The 22,974-nt window shown below is 68.9% G+C and carries 25 protein-coding genes; 14 read left to right on the plus strand and 11 right to left on the minus strand.

Annotation, left to right across the window (positions count from 1 at the left end; all coding sequences use genetic code 11):
* Positions 1–106: 106 nt before the first annotated feature.
* Genes A3A5_RS0106425 through thpR form a run of 3 tightly spaced genes read left to right on the plus strand, consistent with a single transcriptional unit; the run spans position 107 to position 2,674 of the window.
* Positions 107–1,588, plus strand: a complete 1,482-nt coding sequence (locus tag A3A5_RS0106425) for an AlkA N-terminal domain-containing protein (protein WP_018309786.1) — start codon at positions 107–109, stop codon at positions 1,586–1,588.
* On the plus strand, positions 1,585–2,085 hold the full coding sequence (locus A3A5_RS0106430) for a methylated-DNA--[protein]-cysteine S-methyltransferase (protein ID WP_018309787.1): 501 nt from the start codon (positions 1,585–1,587) through the stop codon (positions 2,083–2,085). The genes A3A5_RS0106425 and A3A5_RS0106430 overlap by 4 nt, the downstream gene beginning before the upstream one ends.
* 19 nt (positions 2,086–2,104) lie before the next feature.
* A complete protein-coding gene (gene thpR / locus A3A5_RS0106435; protein ID WP_018309788.1) occupies positions 2,105–2,674 on the plus strand; it encodes an RNA 2',3'-cyclic phosphodiesterase in 570 nt (189 codons plus the stop codon).
* On the opposite strand, the gene A3A5_RS0106440 is transcribed toward thpR, so the two are convergent.
* Positions 2,658–3,281, minus strand: coding sequence for a LysE family transporter (locus A3A5_RS0106440; protein ID WP_018309789.1), 624 nt, complete (start codon positions 3,279–3,281; stop codon positions 2,658–2,660). The two genes, thpR and A3A5_RS0106440, sit on opposite strands and share 17 nt — an antisense overlap.
* 132 nt (positions 3,282–3,413) lie before the next feature.
* On the opposite strand from A3A5_RS0106440, the gene A3A5_RS0106445 reads away from it, so the two are divergent.
* A complete protein-coding gene (locus A3A5_RS0106445; protein WP_018309790.1) occupies positions 3,414–4,307 on the plus strand; it encodes a LysR substrate-binding domain-containing protein in 894 nt (297 codons plus the stop codon).
* Between the two features lie 174 nt (positions 4,308–4,481).
* Entirely contained in the window at positions 4,482–5,240 is a 759-nt protein-coding gene (locus A3A5_RS0106450; RefSeq protein WP_018309791.1) for a flagellar brake protein, read from the plus strand.
* An 87-nt stretch (positions 5,241–5,327) separates the two neighbouring features.
* On the opposite strand, the gene A3A5_RS0106455 is transcribed toward A3A5_RS0106450, so the two are convergent.
* The 4 genes from A3A5_RS0106455 to A3A5_RS0106470 form a co-directional block, all read right to left on the minus strand.
* Positions 5,328–6,176 carry an IclR family transcriptional regulator C-terminal domain-containing protein gene (locus A3A5_RS0106455; protein ID WP_018309792.1) on the minus strand — a complete coding sequence of 283 codons (849 nt, stop codon included), beginning with the start codon at positions 6,174–6,176 and terminating at the stop codon, positions 5,328–5,330.
* Between the two features lie 129 nt (positions 6,177–6,305).
* Positions 6,306–6,722 (minus strand): DUF6691 family protein, encoded by a 417-nt coding sequence (locus A3A5_RS0106460; protein WP_018309793.1) that lies wholly within the window; start codon positions 6,720–6,722, stop codon positions 6,306–6,308.
* Positions 6,723–6,725: 3 nt separating this feature from the next.
* Positions 6,726–7,160, minus strand: a complete 435-nt coding sequence (locus A3A5_RS0106465) for a YeeE/YedE family protein (protein ID WP_026200520.1) — start codon at positions 7,158–7,160, stop codon at positions 6,726–6,728.
* A gap of 245 nt (positions 7,161–7,405) precedes the next feature.
* Positions 7,406–9,700: a patatin-like phospholipase family protein gene (locus tag A3A5_RS0106470; RefSeq protein WP_026200521.1), complete on the minus strand. Its 2,295-nt coding sequence runs from the start codon at positions 9,698–9,700 to the stop codon at positions 7,406–7,408.
* 235 nt (positions 9,701–9,935) lie between these two features.
* Between A3A5_RS0106470 and A3A5_RS0106480 the strand changes: the two genes are divergently transcribed.
* From A3A5_RS0106480 to A3A5_RS0106500, 5 genes are all read left to right on the plus strand, one after another.
* The gene (locus A3A5_RS0106480; protein WP_018309797.1) at positions 9,936–10,172 is read left to right on the plus strand and encodes a hypothetical protein; all 237 of its coding nucleotides are present in this window, start codon (positions 9,936–9,938) and stop codon (positions 10,170–10,172) included.
* A gap of 46 nt (positions 10,173–10,218) precedes the next feature.
* Positions 10,219–10,545 carry a hypothetical protein gene (locus A3A5_RS0106485; protein ID WP_018309798.1) on the plus strand — a complete coding sequence of 109 codons (327 nt, stop codon included), beginning with the start codon at positions 10,219–10,221 and terminating at the stop codon, positions 10,543–10,545.
* A gap of 77 nt (positions 10,546–10,622) precedes the next feature.
* Entirely contained in the window at positions 10,623–10,826 is a 204-nt protein-coding gene (locus A3A5_RS37755; protein ID WP_369797756.1) for an oxidoreductase-like domain-containing protein, read from the plus strand.
* Positions 10,823–11,686 carry an NAD-dependent protein deacetylase gene (locus A3A5_RS0106495; RefSeq protein WP_018309800.1) on the plus strand — a complete coding sequence of 288 codons (864 nt, stop codon included), beginning with the start codon at positions 10,823–10,825 and terminating at the stop codon, positions 11,684–11,686. The genes A3A5_RS37755 and A3A5_RS0106495 overlap by 4 nt, the downstream gene beginning before the upstream one ends.
* Before the next feature lie 361 nt (positions 11,687–12,047).
* Complete coding sequence (locus A3A5_RS0106500) at positions 12,048–12,959, plus strand: DMT family transporter (RefSeq protein WP_018309801.1); 912 nt, start codon at positions 12,048–12,050, stop codon at positions 12,957–12,959.
* A gap of 24 nt (positions 12,960–12,983) precedes the next feature.
* On the opposite strand, the gene A3A5_RS0106505 is transcribed toward A3A5_RS0106500, so the two are convergent.
* From A3A5_RS0106505 to A3A5_RS0106515, 3 genes are all read right to left on the minus strand, one after another.
* On the minus strand, positions 12,984–13,547 hold the full coding sequence (locus A3A5_RS0106505) for a DUF1439 domain-containing protein (RefSeq protein ID WP_018309802.1): 564 nt from the start codon (positions 13,545–13,547) through the stop codon (positions 12,984–12,986).
* A 120-nt stretch (positions 13,548–13,667) separates the two neighbouring features.
* The gene (locus A3A5_RS0106510) at positions 13,668–13,871 is read right to left on the minus strand and encodes a SlyX family protein (protein ID WP_010811191.1); all 204 of its coding nucleotides are present in this window, start codon (positions 13,869–13,871) and stop codon (positions 13,668–13,670) included.
* Between the two features lie 86 nt (positions 13,872–13,957).
* Positions 13,958–14,383: a VOC family protein gene (locus A3A5_RS0106515; RefSeq protein ID WP_018309803.1), complete on the minus strand. Its 426-nt coding sequence runs from the start codon at positions 14,381–14,383 to the stop codon at positions 13,958–13,960.
* A gap of 276 nt (positions 14,384–14,659) precedes the next feature.
* On the opposite strand from A3A5_RS0106515, the gene A3A5_RS0106520 reads away from it, so the two are divergent.
* Positions 14,660–15,607, plus strand: coding sequence for a LysR family transcriptional regulator (locus tag A3A5_RS0106520; RefSeq protein ID WP_018309804.1), 948 nt, complete (start codon positions 14,660–14,662; stop codon positions 15,605–15,607).
* A gap of 15 nt (positions 15,608–15,622) precedes the next feature.
* Here the strand turns inward: A3A5_RS0106520 and A3A5_RS0106525 are convergent, their stop codons facing one another.
* Genes A3A5_RS0106525 through A3A5_RS0106535 form a run of 3 tightly spaced genes read right to left on the minus strand, consistent with a single transcriptional unit; the run spans position 15,623 to position 18,599 of the window.
* Positions 15,623–16,399: an enoyl-CoA hydratase gene (locus tag A3A5_RS0106525; RefSeq protein ID WP_018309805.1), complete on the minus strand. Its 777-nt coding sequence runs from the start codon at positions 16,397–16,399 to the stop codon at positions 15,623–15,625.
* A gap of 15 nt (positions 16,400–16,414) precedes the next feature.
* The gene (locus A3A5_RS0106530) at positions 16,415–17,386 is read right to left on the minus strand and encodes a tripartite tricarboxylate transporter substrate binding protein (RefSeq protein ID WP_018309806.1); all 972 of its coding nucleotides are present in this window, start codon (positions 17,384–17,386) and stop codon (positions 16,415–16,417) included.
* 28 nt (positions 17,387–17,414) lie between these two features.
* Entirely contained in the window at positions 17,415–18,599 is a 1,185-nt protein-coding gene (locus A3A5_RS0106535; RefSeq protein WP_018309807.1) for a CaiB/BaiF CoA-transferase family protein, read from the minus strand.
* 301 nt (positions 18,600–18,900) lie between these two features.
* On the opposite strand from A3A5_RS0106535, the gene argG reads away from it, so the two are divergent.
* The 3 genes from argG to A3A5_RS0106550 all read left to right on the plus strand — a co-directional run bounded on the left by argG (position 18,901) and on the right by A3A5_RS0106550 (position 22,405).
* A complete protein-coding gene (gene argG / locus A3A5_RS0106540; RefSeq protein ID WP_018309808.1) occupies positions 18,901–20,226 on the plus strand; it encodes an argininosuccinate synthase in 1,326 nt (441 codons plus the stop codon).
* A gap of 230 nt (positions 20,227–20,456) precedes the next feature.
* Positions 20,457–21,794 (plus strand): MFS transporter, encoded by a 1,338-nt coding sequence (locus tag A3A5_RS0106545; RefSeq protein ID WP_018309809.1) that lies wholly within the window; start codon positions 20,457–20,459, stop codon positions 21,792–21,794.
* 17 nt (positions 21,795–21,811) lie between these two features.
* Positions 21,812–22,405 carry an alpha/beta hydrolase gene (locus tag A3A5_RS0106550; protein WP_026200523.1) on the plus strand — a complete coding sequence of 198 codons (594 nt, stop codon included), beginning with the start codon at positions 21,812–21,814 and terminating at the stop codon, positions 22,403–22,405.
* The last annotated feature ends 569 nt before the right edge of the window (positions 22,406–22,974 follow it).

Raw genomic sequence — 22,974 nt, forward strand, 5'->3', positions numbered from 1 at the left:
AGCCGCCGCCCCTGCCAGGAACTGTGCCGCAGCCCACGCCTGCGCGCCAGAGGGAAATGTCCGAATCCAGCCGGTAAGCACTTGCAGGTAGCGGTAGCATGCCGTCATGCACCTCGATCCCGATACCTGCTACAAGGCCGTGGCTTCGCATGACCGCCGCTTCGACGGACGCTTCTTCGTGGGTGTGTCGTCGACGGGCGTGTACTGCCGGCCGGTGTGCGCAGTACGCACGCCCAAGCGCGAAAACTGCACCTTCTACGAGAGCGCCGCGGCGGCGGAAAAGCATGGCTTCCGCCCCTGCCTGCGCTGCCGTCCGGAGCTGGCGCCCGGTCACGGGCTGGCCGATATTTCAGGCCGGCTGGCGCAGGCCGCGGCCACGCTGATCGACGAGGGCTTCATGGCCGAAGGCAGCGTGGCCACGCTGGCGGCGCGCATCGGCGTGACCGAGCGCCACCTGCGGCGCCTGTTCGATGCGCAGTTCGGCGTGTCGGTGCTGGAGTACGCGCAGACGCAGCGGCTGCTGCTGGCCAAGCGCTTGCTGGCCGACACCGCGCTGCCAGTGACCGAAGTGGCGCTGGCGGCGGGTTTCGGCAGCGTACGCCGCTTCAACGACGTGCTGAAGACCCGCTACGGCCTGACACCGCTGGCGCTGCGCCGCCGCGCCGCCGACGGCGTGGCCGACCGGCTGGTGTTTGACCTGGGCTACCGCCCGCCGTTTGCCTGGGACGCATGGCTGCGCTTCCTGGCTACCCGCGCGGTGGACGGCATCGAGGCCATCCGGGACGGCACCTATATGCGCACGCTGCGGGTGGATGCCGGCGGCAGCACGCACACCGGCTGGGTACGGATCGAACACGTGCCGCGCCGGCTGGTGCTGCGCGTGACGTTGTCGGCCTCGCTGGCGCGCGTGATTCCGCAGGCGCTGGGCAAGGTGCGCCGCCTGTGCGACCTGGGCTGCCGCCCGGACGTGGTGGACCGGCACCTGGGCGAGTTGGCCGAGGCAATGCCGGGCGTGCGCCTGCCGGGCAGCGTCGATGGCTTTGAGATCGCGGTGCGCGCGGTGGTGGGGCAGGTGATCTCGGTGGTGCAGGCGCGGCGCATCCTGGGCGCGCTGGCGCAGCACGCGGGGCAGGCGCTGGACGGCACGCCCCCGGACGGCCTGCGCTACACGTTCCCGACGGCCGCTGCCATTGCCACCCTGCCAGGGCAAACCTTGTGCGATGCCGGGGTGTCGGCAGGCAAGGCGCGCACGCTGCTGGCGCTGGCGCAGCGCGTGGCCGACGGCACGCTGGCGCTCGATGCGCACGCGCCGCCGGAGCAGACCGTGGCGGCGCTGCGCGAGGTCGGCGGCATCGGCGACTGGACCGCGCAGTATGTCGCCATGCGCGCGCTGGGCTGGCCCGATGCGTTCCCGGGCACCGACTATGCGCTGCGCAAGGTGCTGGGCGTCAGTACCGTGCGCGCGATGCACGAACGCACCGCGCAATGGGCGCCGTGGCGTGCGTACGCCGCCATCCACCTGTGGCATCGCTATGAAGCGATGAAGGACGCGGCCAGCGCCGCGGCCGAACCGGAGACGATCACATGACCAGCTATCGCCATATCGACAGCCCGCTCGGGACCATCCTGCTGCGCGCGCAAGGCGCACACCTGACCGGCCTGTTCTTCGCGGGGCAGAAATACCACCCCGCGGACATCGCCGACAGCCGCGACGTGCCGCCGGCCGATGCCGCCGTGCTCGACCGCGCCGCGTCGGAACTGGCCGAATATTTCGCCGGCCGCCGCGATACCTTCACCGTGCCGGTGCGCTTTGCCGGCAGCCCGTTCCAGCAGCGCGTGTGGGAGGCGCTGCTGGCCATCCCCTGCGGCGAGACCGCATCGTACGGCCAACTGGCCCGCACCCTGGGCCTGCCGCCCGCGCATGCGCGCGCAGTCGGCGGCGCGGTGGGACGCAACCCGCTGTCGGTGATCGTGCCCTGCCATCGCGTGCTGGGCAGTGCCGGCGCGCTGACCGGCTACGCCGGCGGCATCGACCGCAAGCGCGCCTTGCTGCAACGCGAAGGCGTCGGCACCACGCCAGGCTGATCGCGCCGGCTGCGCTGCCATGCCGCGCCTGTTCATTGCCGTGGAAGTCCCGCCCGGGCAGGCGGCATGGCTGTTGTCGACCCTGCCGCCCGCACACGGCGTGCGGCCGGCAGCGCCAGAGCAGGTCCACCTGACCCTGCACTTCCTGGGCGAGTGCAACGTGGCTGGCGTAGCGCTGGGGGCCGCGCTCGACCGCATCCACGCGCCTGCCTTCTTGCTTCAGGCGGCCGGTACCGGGCGCTTTCGCAGCGGCCAGGGGTCGGTGCTGTGGGCAGGCCTGGCGCCGGGTCCCGGCCTGGACGCGCTGCGCGCCCTGCACGCTGAGGTCGGGCAGGCGCTGGCCGAGGCCGCGGGCATTACCCCGGAGCGGCGGCGTTTTCATCCGCACCTGACGCTGGCGCGCTGCAAGCCGTCCGTGCCGGAGAGCGTGCTGCGCGTCTGGCTCGATACGCACCGCACGCTGGCCGGCGAGCCTTGGCACGTGCAGCGACTGGTGCTGTTCGAAAGCCGGCTCGGCCCGCAAGGCCCCCAGCATCTCGTGCGCCAGGCCTGGCCACTGACGCAGGCTGGCCCTACGCCAGGTTGCTGAGCCCCAGCGCCACGCCCAGCCCGCACAAGGCCGAGCCGATGGTGCGGTCCAGCAGCCGCTGGCGCCGCAGCATCGCCGCGCGCAGCGCCGGCGCGGTGAACACGCACGCCACCAGGCTGAACCACGCCAGGTGCGCCACCGACATGAATCCGCCATAGGCCCATTGCACCGGCACCGGCGTGTGCGCATCGACGACCTGGGTGTAGGTGCTGACCACGAACAGCGTGGTCTTCGGGTTCAGCGCATTGGTCAGGAAGCCCATGCGCAGCGCCGCCCACGGCCGCAGCGTGCGCGCACCTTGCAGATCTACTGCCAGCGCCTCGCGGTTGCGCAGCGTCTGGATGCCGATCCACACGAGGTAGGCCGCGCCCAGCATCTTCACCGCCGTCAGCACGCTGTGCGCATGGGCCATCAGCAGCGCCACCCCAAACATCGTATAGAGCACATGCACCTGCACCCCCAGCGCGATTCCGAGCGCGCTGAGCAGGCCGGCGCGGCGGCCGTACAGGTAGCTGTTGCGGGTGACCATGGCGAAGTCCGGGCCCGGACTGACAACGGCCAGCACGGTCACGGCGGCGACCGCCAGGGATTCGGCGATTGAGGGCATTTTCTGTCAGGTTACGTTGCAGTTATACGGAGATCGCCACATCGTGCGATCCGGGCGTACCCAATTCTGCGTGCCGGAAAGCCCTATCACAACCGATATATACTCGCGCAATTACGTGAGAAAAACTGACTGATGCATTGGCTGGGCTGGATCCGATTCTTCGAGGCCGCGGCGCGCCACGAAAGCTTTGTCCGGGCGGCGGAGGAACTGCACCTGACCCATGGCGCGGTCAGCCGGCAGATCCGCCAGCTGGAGGACACGCTGGGCGTGGCGCTGTTCGAGCGGCGCAACCGCGGGGTCTTCCTGACCGAGGCGGGGCGCACGCTGTTCGCGGCGTCCACGCAATCGATGGAGGTGCTGGCCGGCGCCGCCGCGCGCATTCGCACGCAGCCGCCGGGCCGAGCGCTGGTGCTGTCATGCGAGCCAACCATCGCCATGCGCTGGCTGATCCCGCGGCTGCCGCGCTTTGCCGCGCGCCATGCCGATATCCCGCTGCACCTGATGGCCGCGGGCGGGCCGATCGACTTCACCCGCAGCGGCGCCGACCTGGCACTGCGGCGCAATGACTTTGCCTTCGATGCGCGCTGGCACGCGCGCGAGGTGGCACAGGAACGGGTGGGGCCGGTGTGCCGGCCGCAGCTTGCGCAGGGGGCGGCCACGGTCCCGGCGCGGCTGCATACGCGCACGCGGCCCGAGGCATGGCAGCGCTGGCAGGCGGCGCGCGGCGACGCCGCCCCGGTCGTGCAGTGCGACGGGGACGCCTGGTACGAACACTTCTACCTCAGCCTGCAGGCAGCCGCCGCGGGGCTGGGCTGGGCCATGGCCTCGCAGCTGATGGCCGCTGATGAGATCGCCGATGGCCGGCTGGCCGCGCCGTTCGGTTTTGTGGCCGACGGATCGGCCTATCATCTGTTGTCACCCGCGCCGTTTGAACACGACACGCGCCGGCTGGTGCTGCTGGCGTGGTTGCGCGAAGAGGCGCAGGCAACGCTTGCGGCGCCGCCGCCGTCGCCCCCGGACGCCTGAAAGCGGCGTGCGCGCTACCCCCCGGAAGTCTGTGCTCAAGTTCTGCCACAAATCTGCCGAAGTGAGAGCATGAGTCTTGCCGGGCATTGGGGCACGCGCTTAACATGCGCGCGGCCGGCAGGCCGAAGCCCCCGTACCCGGCGCTCCCAGCCACTCCAGATGTTGCGTGAATCCATGAATCAGCACGATGCCTCCGGGCCAGCCGACAACGACGCCGAATCCGGCATTGAGCCGGCGGATGAACGTTACCGCCTGACGCACAACTCGCAGATCGGCACCGTGCTGCGCGACCTGTCCTGGCAGAAGTGCATGCTGAGCGTGCGCACCCGCACCGGGCACCAGTTCGTCACGTCGGTGCTGCACGTCGACCCGGTCAACCGCACCTTCGTGTTCGACTGGTGCAATACGGAGCCCGAGCGGATGTCGCTGATGACCTCGGAGGAGAACGCCTTCTCGGGGCTGCTGCGCGGCGTGCCGGTCAACTTCATGGTGGGCCAGCCGGCCGCCACGCGCTATGAGGAAGGCCCGGCCTTTGTCGTCGAATTCCCGGAGAAGCTCTATCACTTCCAGCGCCGCCGCCATTTCCGCGCGCGCACGCTGGTGACCAGGGGCTACCGCTGCGAGATCCACATGTCGGACAAGACCGTGCTGGGGCTCGATATCGCCGACCTGTCGCTGTCGGGCGTGGGGCTGCGCTCGAAGACGGTCTCGGCAGAGCACCTGCCGGTCGGCACCACGGTCGGCAAGTGCCGGCTGGACTTCCGCGAGCTGGGCAAGCTTGAGCTGGACCTGCAGGTGGTTGGCCACTGGCTGGTGGGCCATGACGACAGCGCCATCCACCATTTCGGCTGCGCCTTCATCCATCCGGACGGGCGCATGGAGAACTTCCTGCAGCGGCTGGTATTTGCGCTGGAACTGGCGCACCGGGGTTGATGCACCGTACCGCGCCGCTGCGCGGGTAGTCAGCGGACCAGTCAGCGGACCAGTCAGCGGACCAGTCAGCGGACCAGTCAGCGGTAATCAGGAGCCGATCAGCCGGCCGATTGCCGCTGCGGCTTCGCGTATCGGCGGCAGCAGCCGCGAGATCATCTCCGCTTCGGAGACACGCGCGGCGCGCACGCTCACGCTCAGCCCCGCCAGCACGATGCCCGAGGCCGAGCGCACCGGCACGGCCATTGCGCGCAGGCCCGGTTCCAGCTCTTCATCGACGATCACGTAGTCCACTTCGCGGGCGCGCTCGAAGCACGCTTCCAGCTCCTGGCGCGAGACCTTGGTCTGCAGCGTGCGCGGGCGCAGCTCGGCATGCTCGAAGAAGCCGTCCAGCACCGTGGCGGGCTGGTGCGCCAGCAGCAGCCGGCCGTTGGAGGTGCAGTAGGCTGGCAGGCGGCTGCCCATGCCGAGCGAATAGTTCAGCACCCGCTGCACTTCGGAGCGCACCAGGTACAGGATGTCGGTGCCGTCCAGGATCGCCAGCGCGCAGGTCTCGTGGATGCGCGCGCTCAGGTTGTCCAGGATCGGCTGCGCCAGAGACACCAGCGAGGTCGACGAGAAATAGGCGTGGCCCAGGTGCAGCACGCGCGGTCGCAGCGCAAACTGCCCGTCCTGCTGGCTGACGTAGCCGAGCTGTTCCAGCGTATAGAGGCAGCGGCGCACCGAGGCGCGCGACAGCTGCGTGCGCTGCGCCACCTGCGAGATCGTCAGCGGGCGCTTGCGTTCCGAGAAGGCCTCCAGCACGGTCAGCCCGCGCGCCAGCGACAGCATGAAGTTGGGATCGCCGGCAAAACTGGCGAGCAGCTCGGCCTGGGGCCGGGCAACGCGGACGGTGTCGGCCTGTGCATGGCCAAAACCGAGGGGGCGGAGGACATCCATTGGGAGGTGTGTTGCCTGGGGCTTGTTGTCCGATAATCGCGCAATCTTAAACCGGCTGGCCGCCAGGGGCCAGCCTTTGCTGCATTCGCGCATAACCCGCACGGCACGAGCGCCGGATGCTGCACTGCATCAACGTCCGCGCCGCTGCGCGATCTCATAGAGCGCCATGCCTGCCAGCATGGCGCCGACAAAGCCCCAGGCCTTGGCATAGCCGGCACCCAGCGCCACCAGCGCCGGGCCCGGGCAGAAGCCCGCCAGGCCCCAGCCCACGCCGAACGCCGCGCTGCCCAGCACCAGCCGCGGCGTGACCGCGGCCAGCGCCGGCCACTGCATCGGCAGCCCCAGCCAGGAGCGCTGGCGCCGGCGCGCCAGTGCGAAGGCCACTACCCCCACCAGGATCCCGCCGGCCATGACAAAGGCCAGCGACGGGTCCCAGGCGCCGGCCAGGTCGAGAAAACCCAGCACCTTGGCCGGGTTGGCCATGCCGGAGAGGATCAGGCCGATGCCGAACACCAGCCCGGCCAGCAATGAGAAGAGCGTGCCCATCGGTCAGCCTCCCAGCCAATGGCGCTGCACCAGCACCGTCAGGAAGCCCGCCGCCATGAAGGTCAGCGTGGCGGCCAGCGAGCGCACCGAGCCCCGCGACAGGCCGCACACGCCGTGTCCGCTAGTGCAGCCGCCGGCGTAGCGCGTGCCGATGCCTACCAGCAGCCCCGCCGCCAGCACCTCGCCCCAGCCGGCATCGATCTGAGCCGCGGGCATGGCGTCGAACGCGCGCGCCAGCCACGGCGCCAGCAACAGCCCGATCACAAAGGCGGCGCGCCACGCGGTGTCGCCGTGCGGCAGCTTGAGCAGGCCGCCGACAATGCCGCTGATCCCGGCAATGCGGCCGAGACCCAGGATCATCAGCGCCGCCGCGAGGCCGATGACCAGCCCGCCGGCCAGCGACAGCCACGGCGTGAAATGTGTCAAATCAATCTGCATGGGGGAGGCGCGCGAAAGGGCGCGGAGCGGCCGCAAGTGCAGCCCGAGGGCCGGATTATAGGCGCCGCATGCCAGGCGGGCGCCCAAAAAAAAAGTCGCCGCTGGGGAGCGGCGACCGGGGAAGGTCGTCATTCAAGAGGGGGTCTTGGTGACGGAAAAAGTATAGACATTTGAATTAAGACATTACATACAACTTTGGTAGGGTACGGCGGGTTCACATTTGGTGGGCGCTTATGCTGGCCGGCTCAGAAGGGTTTGCCCAGGTACAGGTAGAAGCTGTATGTGCCTGCGGCGGCGCGTCCATAGGCCAGGTATAGCGGGCCCAGCGGACTGTCCAGCGCCAGGAAGACCGAGCCGGATTTGAGCAGCCCGGTCGGGCTCCCCGGCACCAGCGGGTCGCCGACGCGGCCCGTCTCCAGCGAAAAGCCTGCATACACGCCTTGCAGCAGGGTCTGGCGCGCCAGCTTGTTGTAGTACACCAGCCGCGCAAACTGCAGGTTGCCGCCCAGCAGCTGCCCGGTGGCATAACCGGATTGCTGCAGGAAGCCGCCCCACTGGAACAGGTCATAGCGCGGCAGCGGCTTGCCGCCGAGATTGCTGCCAACCTTGAAGCCCAGCGAGAACGTGTGGTCGCCGAACGAGTGGGCATAGATGCCGTCCGCCTGTGCTTTGACATAAGCCTGGTCGGCACCCAGCCCCGGCTGCGAGGCGTAGATGCGCAGCCCGGCCGCATAGCCGAAGCGCGGGAATTCGACGCTGTCGAGCTGGTCGAACAAGAGCCGCCCGGTGATGGCGCCGCGCCGGATATTGCCCGGACCTGGCGACAGCGACTCAGGGCCGGTGCTCAGGGTGGCGTGTTCCGAGCCGGTCTGCACGCCCACGCGCAACTCGCCGTACTTGGTGAACTGGCTGCCCGCGTCCAGCGCGATGTCAAAGCGGCGCAGGTCATAGGTGGCGATGCGCGTGCTGCCCTGGAAGACATTGACCGGGCGCCGCTCCAGCTCGATGCGCGGCGCGATAAAGAAGTACTGGCGCGTATCCAGAGGCTGGTAGAACTCACTGATCAGCGACGTGGTCTGGCCCACCTGCGCATCGGTGCGCCATTCGGCGCCAAGCGCATTGAGCCAGGTGCGCCGGTAGCTGCCCACCAGGTTGAAGTAGGCATCGCCGCGGAAATCCGAGCTCAGCCCGAGCCCGAAGCGCAGGTAGTCGGGACCATAGGATTTCTCCACCGCATTGACCGCCAGCACACGCTTGCCCGGCTCTTCCAGGAGGCCGTAGTTGACGTGCTCGAAGTCGCCGGTGCCGAACAGGCGGCGCATGTCCTGGTCCAGCGTGGCCTGGTCGACCGGCTGCCCCGGCTTGGTTTCCATCACCGCCGTGGCGTAGTCCGGGTTGACGCGCTGCAGCGGCGCCAGCCGGATCTCATCGACCGGGCGGGTGTCAGGCGGCTGCACCGCCTGTTGCCTGGCGCGCAGTTGCGCATATTGCGCCGGCGGCAGCGCCAGCGGCGCGAGGCGGTCGGCGGCCTTGCGCGCGGCGGTTTCGCCGATGGGGATGGTTGCCGGCAGGTGGTCGAAGTCGGTCGCGGAGAAATCGCCCAGCGCCGGCTCGATCAGCACGTCGGTGGGCCGCAGCGAGGCCAGCGACGCACGCACGTTCTGCTCGGTCAGGATATTGAGCATCTGGCCGGTCACGCCGATGATCGAGGTCAGCTCCTCACGCTTCATCAGCGGCGTGCCCAGGTTCACCGCGATCACGATATCGGCGCCCATCTTGCGCGCCACGTCCACCGGCAGGTTGTCGGTCAGGCCGCCGTCGACCAGCAGCCGGCCCTCATACTCGGCCGGCGCCACCGCGCCCGGCACTGACATGCTGGCGCGCATCACGTTGGCCAGCTCGCCCTGGCTGAACACCACCGGCGTGCCCGCCACCAGGTCCGTGGCGACGGCGCGGTAGGGAATCGGCAGCTGGTCGAAGTCACGGTAGCCGGGCGCGTTGGCCAGCTGGCGCAGCACGGTCTCCAGCTGCACGCCGGAGACCGCGCCCTTGGGCAGCAAGAGGCCGCTGGCCTGCACCCCGATCTCGGGCGTGAGCAGGTTGGTGAAATCGTCCTGCTTGCGCCGGATGGTCAGGTCCTGGCGCGGCGGGCGTTCCTTGAAGATCTTGTCGGTGCTCAGGCCGCCGACCAGCCGCTCCATTTCGGCGGGCGTCATGCCGGTGGCATAGGCGCCCCCCACCAGTGAACCCATGCTGGTGCCGGCGATGCAGTCGACCGGGATGCGCATCGCCTCCAGCACCTTGAGCACGCCGATATGTGCCGCGCCGCGCGCGCCGCCGCCCGAGAGCACCAGGCAGATGCGGGGGCGCGCGCCTGCGGCCCGCTGCGGCGTGGCCGCCGCGGCCTGGTCCGCGGGCGGCTCATTGGCCGGCGCCGCCGGCATGGAGGCCGGCTCAGCGGCCAGGACCGCGCCCGCAGCCAGCGCCAGGGCCGCCGCTACGAGCAGTTCGCGCAAGCAATGGAATGGGGCTGCCTTCATGGCACCGTGGGTTCGCAATCGGTTCGCTGCCGGCCGCAGCGGGCGGCAGTGGCCCGGCCCGGCGGCAGCCGGGCGCGGAGGTCCAGCTATCTTCGGGCAAAATGCCGCATGCGGGCCGCCTGCCCGCGGCCGTGCAAAAACAATTCATCACGCCGTTCGGAAGCGTGCAGATCGGCACGCGGCCCTGTGGTGCCCTGCTCTAAGATGGACACAGGCGAGGTGCTTTGGGGGTTGCATGTACGGTTATTTCTTTTGCCAGACCGCCGCGGGACAGCTCACGCTCATTCCCCGCGAGAAGGACTGGATGCTGATGCTGGGCAATGGCGTGATGGGGAGGTTCCCGGATGCCCAGGCAGCGGTGGATGCCCTGCACGAAGGCACACTGCGGGCGCAGGGGCGGCGCATCGATGCCAGCGCGCTGGGCGTGCCGGCACGCGCGCACGACTGGCTCTACCATGTACTGAGCCGCTGACGCGGCGCACCGGCGGACGCGCTGTCCCGCCAAAGGGGGAATCGCCATGACTGCCCTGGTCGAGTGGGCCCGCGAGCATACCTGCCGGCTGTTTCCGATGTCGGCCGAATACCACCGCAGCGACGGCAACCAGGTGCAGGTCAGCTGGCAGGCCGAGCCAGCCGGCTCGCCCGGGCGCTGTCGCCTGAGCGCGGCCCTGCAGTTCGACCAGAGCGTGATCGACGCCGTCTACCTGGCCGACGCCGCCGAACTTGCCCGTATCGGCGCCAGGCTGGCCAACGTGGTGTCGCGCCGGCTTGCCGAGGACGACATCGCCTGCCTGGCGGGCACGGCGCTGGTGATCCCGGTCGGCGAGGGGCTGCTCGGCCACTGAGGGGTCCGGCGGCAGGCCAGGGCCGGCGGGAATATACTGGCGGTTGATCCGCCATTGCGCCTGTTCGCGAACTGTCAGTGTCCCAAGCGTCCCCCGCCGTGCCCCCCGACGACCCCCGCCCGATGCCGCCAGAGCGGCCCGGCGATGACGAGTGCTGCGGCGCCGGCTGCGATCCCTGCATCTTCGACTACTACTACCAGGAGATGGACCGCTACCGCGAGGCGCTGCGTGCCTGGGAGGCGCGCCAGGCGGCGCGTCATGCCGAGGATCCGGCAAGTTGAGCGAGCCGCTGCAACCCCCGCACCCAACGTCCGCGCTGTTCGATTTCGTGCAGCGCCACCCGCGCCTGTTCGTGCTGACCGGCGCGGGCATCAGCACCGATTCCGGCATTCCCGGCTACCGTGACGCGCGCGGCCAGTGGCAGCGCTCGCAGCCCATCACGCTGCAGGCCTTCCTGGGCTCGCACGCGGGGCGCCAGCGCTACTGGGCGCGCAGCATGCTGGGCTGGCCGGTGGCGTGGCAGGCGCGACCCAATGCCGCGCACCATGCGCTGTCGCGCCTTGGCGCGCACGGCCGGCTCACGGCGCTGGTCACGCAGAATGTCGACGGCCTGCACCAGCGCGCCGGCAGCGACGGTGTGATCGAACTGCATGGCAGCCTGGCCAGCGCCGTCTGCCTGGACTGTGGCACGCGCCATGACCGCGCCGGCCTGCAGGACTGGCTGCTGGCACAGAACGCCGCGCTGCGCGACGTGATCGCCGAGCCCGCCGCCGATGGCGACGTGCATTTCGAATCGCCGCTGTTCGCGCAGTTCCGCGTGCCAGAGTGCGGGCGCTGCGGCGGCATCCTCAAGCCGGACGTGGTGTTCTTCGGTGAATCCGTGCCGCGCCCGCGGGTCGGTGCCGCACGCGCGGCGCTGGAGGCAGCGGATGCCATGCTCGTGGTCGGTTCGTCCCTGATGGTCTATTCCGGCTACCGCTTCTGCGTCTGGGCCGGACAGATGGGCAAGCCGGTGGCCGCGCTCAACCTGGGCACCACGCGGGCGGACGCGATGCTCGCGCTGAAGGTGGAAGCCGGATGCGTGCCGACGCTGCAGGCGCTGGTGTCCCGGCTGGAGCAGGGCACGACAAAACCTCGTTGACGCGATGGCCGCACAGGCATAGCATCGCCGGACTACTTCTTCGAAGTCTTCAATTTCCACCATGACCGCAGACCGCCAACGCCCCGTCAACGCCGCGCCCCCGGGCCGCGCGTTGCCATGCGTGCGTCGCCAGCCTGCGTTCACATCTGTCGCGCCGCCGCCGTTCATCGGCGGTGCGCACCCGCCGCCGCCGCGCGGCTGACGGGCACGCCCCCCAGCCTCATTCGTCTCCGGTAGTCCCGTATCCCTGTGCCTGCGCGCACGGCAGCCGCACGCCAGTACGCGTCTGCCGCAGTGCCATGGCCGCATGCCGATGCGCGTCGCCGGAGCCTGCCAAGCTGACGACAGATGACATCCATCCATGACGACCGACAAAGACTGCGCCGGGCCATTCGACGCCGCCACCGGCACACGCACCACCACTACCTCCGCCTGGGCCACGCCCCTCTTCGTGCTGCTGTGGAGCAGCGGCGCCATCGCTGCCCGGTTGGCCCTTGACCACGCCACGCCCTTCGCCTTGCTGACGCTGCGCTTCGCGCTGGTCTGCGCCGTGCTGGGCGCGATCGGCCTGGCCAGGCACCGCCTGCTGCCGCCGCGCGGCGAGCGGCGGTACGCCGCCCTGGCCGGCTTGCTGCTGATCGGCGGCTACTCCGCCTTTTACTTCCTTGCGCTCGACCACGGCATGACACCCGGCGTGCTCGCCACCGTGCTTGGCGCCCAGCCGATGCTGACGCTGCTGCTGACCGAGCGGCGCTTCAGCGGCGCACGCATGGCGGGCCTGGCCCTCGCGCTCGCCGGGCTGGCCATGGTGGTGGCGGACAGCCTGCTGCTGGCCAGGCTGTCGCTGGCGGGCGCGCTGTGCGCGCTGGCGTCGCTCGCCAGCATGACCGTCGGCGCCATCCTGCAGAAGCGCATCACGTGCGCACCCGCTGAAGTGCTGCCGCTGCAGTACGGCGTGAGCCTCTCGGCCTGCCTGCTGTGCCTGCCGTTCCAGCCCTTCGCCTTCAATGCTTCGCTGGCTTTCGCGCTGCCGCTGCTGTGGCTGGCGCTGGTCATTTCGATCGGAGCGACGCTGCTGTTCTACCGCCTGATCCGCGCGGGCAACCTGGTCAACGTCACCAGCCTGTTCTACCTGGTGCCGGCGGGTACGGCAGTGCTCGACTACCTGCTGCTGGGCAACCGGATGGCGCCGCTGGCGATGGCGGGAATGGGGGCGGTGCTGGCGGGGTTGGGGGTGGTGTTTCGGGGAGGGCGAAATCCGATGCGCGGGTGATCTGAAAGCAGGCCGGCCCGCAGCCTACCGCTGCTTCACCTCCACCCGCACCTCATCCTTGCCCACGGTAATCGCCCCCGGCTCCACGTCCTTGCCGCCGACGCGCAGTTCCTCGGGCTTGAAGGTGTAGACCGGATAGTCCTTCAGCAACTGCTGCGCGACCACGGCGCCAATCGCGTTGAGCTGCTCGCGGTATTGCCCCATGCCGGCAACCTCCACCTGCTGCACGGTCGGGTTGTCGAGCAGCACCGCGCGTTTGGCCGGGTCGTAGCGTACGCCGCTGTTCAGCGCCAGCTTGCCGTCTACCGGCGGGGACGGCAGCAAGGCGTTGGTCAGGCGTGCGTCGACGTGGGTGGTGACGCGGTTGTTGGCCTCGTCCAGCACCAGGCGGGGATGGCTGAGCTGCACGCTGACGACTTCGGCGTAGCGCAGCGTAGCGGGGAAGCGCTGGTCCAGCGCCGTCTGCAGTTCCTGCCGGGAGAGGGAGAACTCGCCGGTCCAGATGTTGTAGCCGGCCAGCGCCGAGGAGGCACCAGCAGCGCCAGCAACGCAGGCGGCGGCAATCAGCAGGGAAGGTTTCAGACGCATGTGGCGGATGGGGCGCGCCTGTCGAGGGCGGCGGTGGATGGGTCAGCCTGTCAGACCGCGCGGGCGGGGTGGCGTTCCGTCACATCGGCTTGTCGGCCCGAATGGCGCGGGCCGCGTCCATCAGTAGTGCGGCGGGATTTCCTGCTGGGGGTCGGCTTCGGCCGCGGTGGTGGCGGCGCTGCGCACCTGCTGGTACAGCGCGCGGAACTGCTCCTGCAGCAGGTCGATCTGTTGCTGCTGGCGTGCCACGGTGCTGTTCAGGGTATCAAGCAGGTCTTCCTGGAAGGCGAGCTTGATTTCGAGTTCGTTGATGCGATCGTCCATGGCAAGGTTTCTCCGGCAGGCGGCGCATTGTAAGCCCATACGCTCAAGGGGCGCGTCGCTGCCGGGAAGCCTGCGCGATGCGCCGCTTACTTCGGTGCCGTCAGCAGCAACCACATGATGCCGAAACGGTCGGTGACCATGCCGAACTGGTCGGCAAAGAAGGTCTTGTCCAGCGGCATCACCACCTGGCCACCTTCCTTCAGGCTGTTGAAGGCCTTTTCGACCGCGGCCTTGTCAGGGTAGTTGATCGACAGGCCGAAGCCCTGGAAGTTGGGCTGGTTCGAGCAGCGGCCGTCGGAGGCCATGATCACGCTGTCGCCGATCTGGAACTCCAGGTGCATGACCTTGTCTTCGGTGCCGGCGCCGGGCTGGCAACCCGGGCCGGCCTTGTCGGCCTCCGGGTTCTCCTTGAACGTCATCCGCATGTTGACCTTGGCGCCGAGGGTCTTCTTGTAGAACTCGACGGCTTCATCGCAACGGCCTTCGAAAAACAGATAGGGCTGGACTTGCATGACAACTCCTGTAGGCAGGCCGCCGCTGGGGCGGCCGTGGATATCGGCATGGCGCGCGAACCAGGCGGCGCGCTGGCCGCAGTGAACATTGCGGCGCACGCTCTTGTGTACGCCGTCCACAATACCTTAGCAAAGAAAATGGACGGCGTCCACATCAAAAAGAGCGGAGTGTGTGCGGACCGGGTGGGGGCAGGAAGCCCACGGTGCTGCACTAGAATGGCCGCGACACCACCAAGCGCCAATCCCTTCGACCGTCCCGCCCCAAACGGAGTTGCCTTGCGTTACGAACTGACCGACCTGCGCCTGTTCCAGGCCATTGCCGATGCGCAAAGCCTGTCAGGTGGCGCTTCGGCCACGCATATCACCGCGTCGGCGGCGAGCTACCGGCTGAAGAACCTGGAGCATGCGATGGGCACGCCGCTGTTCGTGCGCACCGCGCGCGGTATGGAGCTGACGCCGGCCGGTGAAACCCTGCTGGTCCATGTGCGCGAACTGCTGCTTGGCGTGGAGCGCATGCACGGCGAGGTGGGACGCTTTTCTGCCGGGCTGAAGGGCAATATCCGGCTGCTGGCCAACAGCAGTTCGCTCAACGGCTTCATCATCCCGAGCGTGAGCCGCTTCCTGCTGGCCAACCCGGATGTGAACATCGACCTGGAGGAGCGCGCGAGCCAGTCGATCCTGGCGGCGGTGGCAGCGCATGAAGCCGATGTCGGCATCCTGGCCGGAGATTTCCAGACTGGCGGCGAAGCCACCGGCGTGCGCTCGGTGCGCTATGCGCGCGACGAGCTGATCCTTGCGGTGGCCGCGGATCACCCGCTGGCGCGCGAGCCCGAGGTGCGCTTCGGCGCGGCGCTGGCCTTCGACTTTGTCTGCATGAGCCGCACCAGCAGCAACTTCCTGTTCCTGCGCGACATGGCGCAGCGCGCGGGCAAGGGGCCCAATGTGCGGCTGCATGCGCACAGCTTCGATGCAGTGCTGTCGCTGGCCGAGGCCGGCGTGGGGGTGGCGCTGGTGCCGCGCAGCGTGGCGGCGCAGGCGTTGCGCGAGGCGCGCGTGGTGGGGGTGCGGCTGGCAGAGCCGTGGGCCGTGCGCGAACTGAACCTGATCGTGCGCGCCGACGGCAAGCTGCCGGCGTTTGCCGAGGCCTTTGCGCAGTTCCTGCTGAACGATCCGCGCGTGGTGGCCACGCGTGAGGGCGGCGCCGTCGCGGTTACGGCGCCGTAAGTCCTGCCCCGCGCTTCAGCGCTTGCGGTTCAGGAAGGTGGCCATGTGCTGCTGCGGCTCGCCGGTGTCGAAGGCGCTGCCGAACTCGGTCACGCTGTTGTTGATCGAGACTTCCAGCGGCGCATCCTCCCATTCGCGCAGCAGGCGCTTCTGCTGACGCACCGCGGCCGGGCCGAAGCCGGCCAGCAGCGCGGCCACGCGTTCGATTTCCAGGTCCAGCTCGGCCAGCGGCACCACGCGGCTCACCAGCCCCCACTGCAGCGCCTCGGTGGCGTCGCAGATCTCGCCCGTCAGCAGCATCCATGCAGTGCGCGCATTGCCGATCAGGCGCGGCATCAGCGCGGCGTGGATCACCGACGGGATGCCGACCTTCACTTCCGGCATGCCCAGCTGCGCGTTGTCGGCGGCGATGCGGATATCGCACGCCAGCGCCAGTTCCAGCCCGCCGCCCAGGCACCAGCCCGGCATGCGCGCGATCACCGGCACCGGCAGGTGGCGCACGGCGTCGCACAGGCGGCGCAGGCCGCTGATGAAGGTCTCGGCGCTGGCGCGGTCCAGCGCGGCCATCTCCTTGATGTCGGCACCGCCGACAAAGCCTTTCTCGCCGGCGCCGCGCAGCACCAGCACGCGTACCGCGTCATGGCCGGCCAGCGCTTCGATGGCGTGCGTGAGCGATGCGATGACCGGCGTGCTCAGGATATTGAGCGAGCCCGCCTCGCGGATGGTGACGGTGGCGATGCCGCGCGCGTCGATCTCGACGCCGGCGTGCGATTCTTGCTGAAGTGCGCTCATGTCGTTCCTTGTGGCTTACTGGAGCCTGGTGAAGTGGATGTCCTCGACGACCTGCTTCCAGTGCGCATTCTGCGCCCGGATCAGGTCGCCGAAGGCCTTGCGCGAAGTCGGTGCCGGGATCGCGCCTTGTTTCTCGATGGCGGCGATCACCTCCGGCTCGGCCAGCACCTGGCGCACGGCGTGGTTGAGCTTGTCGAGGATGGCGGCGGGCGTGCCTGCCGGCGCGCCCAGGCCGAACCACGACGGGTTGTTCATCGCCGGCAGGCCGGCCTCGGAGTAGGTCGGCACATTGGGCAGCACCTTGAGGCGCTGCTTCGCGGCGACCGCCAGCGGCTTCAGGCGCCCGCCCTGGATCAGGCCCGACGACGACGGGATATTGTCGAACACCACCTGGATCTGGCCCGCCACCGCATCGTTGAGCGCCGGGCCCAGGCCCTTGTACGGCACGTGCAGCATGCGCGTGCCGGTGGCGTTCATGAACAGTTCGCCGTTCATATGGCTCAGTCCGCCGTTGCCGGACGAGCCGAACGAGTACTTGCCCGGGTGGTTGGCCTTCAGCAGCCTGATGAACGACTGCAGGTCCGTGACCGGGAACGCCGGGTTGACCACCAGCACGTTGGGCACGTCGGCCAGGTTGCTGACCGGAGCGAAGTCCCGGACCGGGTCGTAGGCGGTCTTCAGGTAGACGTTGGGGTTGACCGCGTGCGAGCTCTCCACCGCCATCACCAGCGTGTAGCCGTCGGCCGGCTGCTTGGCCGCGTAGGCGCTGCCAACCGCGCCGCCGGCGCCCGGGCGGTTCTCGACCACCACCGGCTGCCCCAGCACCGGGCCCAGGCGCGTGCCGACGATGCGGGCAATGATGTCGGTGGTGCCGCCGGCGGCATAGGGCACGATCAGCTTGATCGGCCGCTCGGGATATGCGGTTGCATGCGCGGCGCCGCTTGCGCATGCAGCCACCAGCGCGATGGCGGTGAAGGTTGGTTTCATTGGTGTCTCCGTGTCAGTGTTTTTGGTCTTATGGGTAGCTGCGCGCCGTGCAGCCTGCCGGGCTGTGTTCGCCCAGCAGCGGCGGCGCGGGCAGCGGCAGGTCGTGCCCGGCCAGCATCGGGTTGCGCACCATGGGTACGCGGCCCATGACAGGGTGTTCGGCCACCTGCATCAGGCCGCGGTGCTGCACCTGCGGGTGGGCGAAGACTTCGTCCATGGTGTGGATCGGCCCCCAGGGCACGCCGGCCGCATCGAAGGCGTCGGTCCACGCAGCGCGGGTGCGCGTGGGGAAGAGATCAGTCAGCAGGGTGCGCAGCGCGGGCAGGTGCTCGATGCGCGCGGAGTTGGTGGCGTAGCACGGGTCCTGCGCAAGGCCCGGCATGCCGGCCACGGCGCAGAAGCGCGCGAACTGGCTGTCATTGCCGATCGCCAGGATCAGGTGGCCGTCGGCGCAGCGGAACACCTCATAGGGCGCGCAGTTGGGATGGGCGTTGCCGCTGCGCTGCGGGTTCTGGCCCGACACCAGGTAGTTGGCAGCCTGGTTGGCGTTCATCGCTACCGCGACATCGAGCAGCGCGATATCCAGGTGTGCGCCCAGCCCGGTCGCCTGGCGCTGGTACAGCGCGGCAAGGACTGCGGAGGTGGCATACATGCCGGTGCTCAGGTCGACCACGGCGACGCCGGTGCGCAGCGGCCCGGCGCCGGGCGTGCCGTCGGGCTGGCCGGTGTAGCTCATCAGCCCGCCCATGCCCTGGAACACATAGTCGTAACCGGGTTTGTCCGCCATCGGCCCGCTCTGGCCGAAGCCGGTGACCGACAGGTAGACCAGGCGCGGGTTGATGGCCTTGAGCGTGTCGTAGTCCAGCCCGTAGCGGCGCAGCGTGCCGACCTTGTAGTTCTCGACCAGCACGTCGGCTGCGCGCGCCAGCTCACGTACCTGCGCGGCGCCCTCGGGCGTGCCGTAGTCGATCGCGACCGAGCGCTTGCCGCGGTTGCAGCAGATGAAGTAGCCGGACAGGCGCTGCGTGTCGCCGCTGCCCTCGGGCGCTTCCAGGTAGGGCGGGCCCCAGCCGCGGGTATCGTCGCCGCGCTCGGGGTGCTCGACCTTGGTCACCTCGGCGCCCAGGTCGGCCAGGTTCTGGGTACACCAGGGACCGGCCAGGATGCGCGACAGGTCCAGGACCCGGACTCCTTCCAGGGCGCGATGCAGCATGACGACTCCGCTTTCAGACAACAGTGCGGCGCAGTATAGGGAGGGGTCCTGGAGCGAACCAGTCGATAGTTTTGAAAGGCGCGTTCGCGGGATTTGAATGGTCCGGCAGGCCGGGATGCAGGTGGCGCCGGCGCCCCCGCCAGCCCCGGCGTTTGGCGCGTGGGCGCTGCCGTGTCACAATTCGCGTTTGGCACTGACTCGGCACGTGACTCGGCCGGCCGCGTCGCCGTGCTTCCCGCCGCCCCGGCGCGCGTTTTGGAAGCCCGCCCAAGAGCCGACAAATTCACATTGATTTCTGGCGATGACTACCATCCTGCAGCACATTCCTTCCGGCCAGCGCGTCGGAATCGCCTTCTCCGGCGGCCTTGACACCAGCGCGGCACTCCTCTGGATGCGCCAGAAGGGCGCGATTCCCTATGCCTACACCGCCAACCTGGGCCAGCCGGACGAACCCGACTACGACGACATCCCGCGCCGCGCCAAGGCCTACGGCGCCGAGGAAGCCCGCCTGGTCGACTGCCGCACGCAACTGGTGGCCGAAGGCATCGCCGCCATGCAGTGCGGTGCGTTCCATATCTCGACCGCCGGCATCACCTACTTCAACACCACCCCGATCGGCCGCGCCGTCACCGGCACCATGCTGGTCGCTGCGATGAAGGAAGATGGTGTCAATATCTGGGGCGATGGCAGCACCTTCAAGGGCAATGACATCGAGCGCTTCTACCGCTACGGTCTCCTGACCAACCCCGGCCTGCAGATCTACAAGCCGTGGCTGGACCAGCAGTTCATCGATGAACTGGGCGGCCGCGCCGAGATGTCCGAGTTCATGCGCCAGAACGGCTTCGACTACAAGATGTCGGCCGAAAAGGCGTACTCGACCGACTCCAACATGCTGGGCGCTACCCACGAGGCCAAGGACCTGGAGCACCTGGATTCGGGCATCCGCATCGTGCAGCCGATCATGGGCGTGCAGTTCTGGCGCGATGACGTGGAAGTGAAGCGCGAAGAAGTCACCGTGCGCTTCGAGGAAGGCCAGCCGGTCGCGCTCAACGGCCAGACCTTCGCCAACAGCGTTGACCTGTTCATGGAAGCCAACCGCATCGGCGGGCGCCATGGCCTGGGCATGAGCGACCAGATCGAGAACCGCATCATCGAAGCCAAGAGCCGCGGCATCTACGAAGCCCCGGGCCTGGCGCTGCTGTTTATCGCCTATGAGCGCCTGATCTCCGGCATCCACAACGAAGACACCATCGAGCAGTACCGCGACAACGGCCGCCGCCTGGGCCGCCTGCTGTACCAGGGCCGCTGGTTCGACCCGCAAGCCATCATGCTGCGCGAAACCGCCCAGCGCTGGGTGGCGGGCGCCATCACCGGCGAAGTCACCATTGAACTGCGCCGCGGCAACGACTACTCGATCCTGAACACCACCTCGCCGAACCTGACCTACAAGCCGGAACGGCTGACCATGGAGAAGGGCGAGTCGATGTTTACGCCGCTGGACCGGATCGGCCAGCTGACGATGCGCACGCTCGATATCGTCGATACGCGCGAAAAGCTGCAGACGTATGCCAAGAGCGGCCTGCTGTCGTCCAAGGTCAGCGCCTCGCTGCCGAAGCTGGAAGACTGAGCTCCGCCGCGCCTCGCCTGACGGCGGGCCAGCGAGAAACCGGCACCTTCGGGTGCCGTTTTTTTTGTCTCGGCGTTTTCCCCAGCTGTCCCGGATTGTCAAACGTAGGTCCCGGAATATCAAACCGGGCGGGCCCGATCGCCAGATACTGCCTGCGCTCGTCGCCCTTCGGGGGCGGGCTGTGAACGCACGGCGGCGCGAAGACCGCCGGTCTGCTTCCGGAGACCCCCATGTCCAGACCCCGCCTTGCCCTTGCCGCAGAGTCGGCCCTGCCGACCCTGCCGGCTGCTGCCGGACCGCGCTATGCGTGGCTCGTCTTTGCGCTGACGTTTGCGCTGCTGCTGTCTGACTATATGTCGCGCCAGGTGCTCAACGCGGTGTTTCCGCTGCTGAAGGCCGAATGGCAGCTCGGTGATACGGAGCTGGGCGCGCTCGGCGGCGTGGTCGCGCTGATGGTGGGCGTGCTCGCGATTCCGCTGTCGCTGCTGGCCGACCGCTGGGGACGCGTGCGCAGCCTGATCCTGATGGCGGCGCTATGGAGCCTGGCCACGCTGGGCTGCGCGGTGGCGGACAGCTTCGGCCAGATGTTCCTGGCTCGGCTTTGCGTTGGCATCGGCGAGGCGGCATATGGCAGTGTGGGTATCGCGGTGGTGGTGTCGGTGTTCCCGCGCCATCTGCGCGCCAGCCTCAGCGCTGCGTTTATTGCCGGGGGTGCCTTCGGCTCGGTGCTTGGCATGGGGCTGGGCGGCATCCTGGCGGCCCACTTTGGCTGGCGCCTCGCCTTTGCCGGGATCGCCGGCTTCGGCCTGGTGCTGGTGGCGTTCTACTACCTGACGATCAGCGAGCATCGGCTGCGCGGGCTCCAGCAACGCGTGGGCGCGGCCAACGGCGACGCGGCCCCGGCCCGGCAAATGGAGCCGCGCCGGATCGTGCGCGAGCTGCTGACGGTGCCTTCCATGCTCTGCGCCTGCGCGGGCAGTGCGCTGCAGCTGCTGGTGATGGCGGCGCTGCTGGCCTGGCTGCCCAGCTTCCTGTCGCGCGACTACGGCATGGCGACCGGGCGCGCCGGCGTGGCTGCGGCAATGCTGGTGCTGATGGCCGGCGTGGGCATGGTGGCCTGCGGTGCGCTGACCGACCGCGTGGCGCGGCGCGCGCCCGCGCGCAAATGGCAGATGGCCATCGCCTACAGCGTGGTCTGCTGCGTCTTGCTGATGACGGCATTCCGGCTGCCCGCGGGCCATGCACAGCTGGTGCTGATCGGCGCGGGCATGCTGGTGGTGGGCGGCACCGCCGGCCCCGCCAGCGCGATGGTGGCCAACCTGACGCGGCCCGCCATCCATGCGACCGCGTTTGCCACGCTGACCCTGATCAACAACCTGCTGGGGCTGGCGCCGGGACCGTTCCTGACTGGCGTGCTGGCCGACCACATCGGCCTGACCGGCGCGCTGCAATGGATTCCGCTGGCCGGTGCGGGCGCGGCCCTGCTGTTCTGCATCGGCCGCCGGCACTACGCGGCGGACCTGCGCCGCCTGGATGGCCATTCTGTGCCCAACGTTGTTCCTGCCTGACTCTTTCCAATCCGACCATGACTGCTACACCCACCCACACTGTCCTGATGGTGCCGGGCCTGCGCGACCACGTCGCCGAGCACTGGCAGACGCTGCTGCAAGCCGAACTGCAGGCGCAGGGGCATGACGTCCGCTGCGTGCCGCCGCTGGAGCACGACAAGCTCAGCTGCGCGGCCCGCGTCGCCGCGCTCGATGCGGCACTGGCGGCCATTGACAAACCGGTCGTGCTGGTCGCGCACAGCGCCGGCGTGATGATCACCGTCCACTGGGCGGCACGGCACCAGCGCCAGATCCTGGGCGCGCTGCTGGTGACGCCGCCGGATTTCTCGCAGCCGCTGCCGCCCGGCTATCCGGCCCAGGATGCGCTGGCGCAGGGAGGCTGGCTGCCGACGCCGCTCGCGCCCTTGCCCTTCCCCAGCCTGGTTGCTGCCAGCGGAAACGACCCACTGGCCAGCCATGCGCGCGTCACTGAGATGGCCGCCGCATGGGGCAGCCGGCTGGTGGACCTGGGCAACGTCGGCCACCTCAACCCTGCCGCGGGCTATGGCCCGTGGCCGCGTGCCCATGACTTGCTGGCGGAGCTGGGCACCCTGGTCACGCACGATTCGTGACCTCGCCGCGTCCGCGGCACAACAAAAAAATCCGGCCGCAAAGGCCACTTGCCACGGTCTATGCCAACAGCCTGTCGCTGGGCAACAGCTATGCTGCGGCTAATGGGCAGCGCAGTATGGTGGGGGTGGCTTTGGGGATGCGGCATAAGTTCTGAGTTGGTTGCAATTGGATTGCAGTTGACTGGAGGGCTTGTCGCCATGAGGGCGGTTGTCGTGCTTGGCGGGCGTGGGCTGTTTCGCCGGCGTAGCCGGCGACCTACTTCTTGTCCGAGCGACAAGAAGTAGGCAAGAAACGCGTCGCCTGAGCGGCTGGCTATAAATTGCTCGGCGTTGGTGGTTCGGGCGGTGGTGATTTCCGCTGATGTGATTGGTGGTTCGAGCCAGCTACGCTCCCTGTCTGGTGCCTCCGTCCACGGACTATTGGACGAACCCGACTTTAGGTTGTTGGCAGCCTGCTAAGACCGCCATCGGTGGGACGCCTTCGGCTGCGCTGCGCGCACGCAGCATCTCAGGTCGGAGGCCCGGGCACGGAGTGCATCGCTGCGCTCGCACCGCGTGGTCGCGGAAGA

It is taken from the genome of Cupriavidus sp. UYPR2.512 (assembly GCF_000379565.1).
Lineage (GTDB): Bacteria > Pseudomonadota > Gammaproteobacteria > Burkholderiales > Burkholderiaceae > Cupriavidus.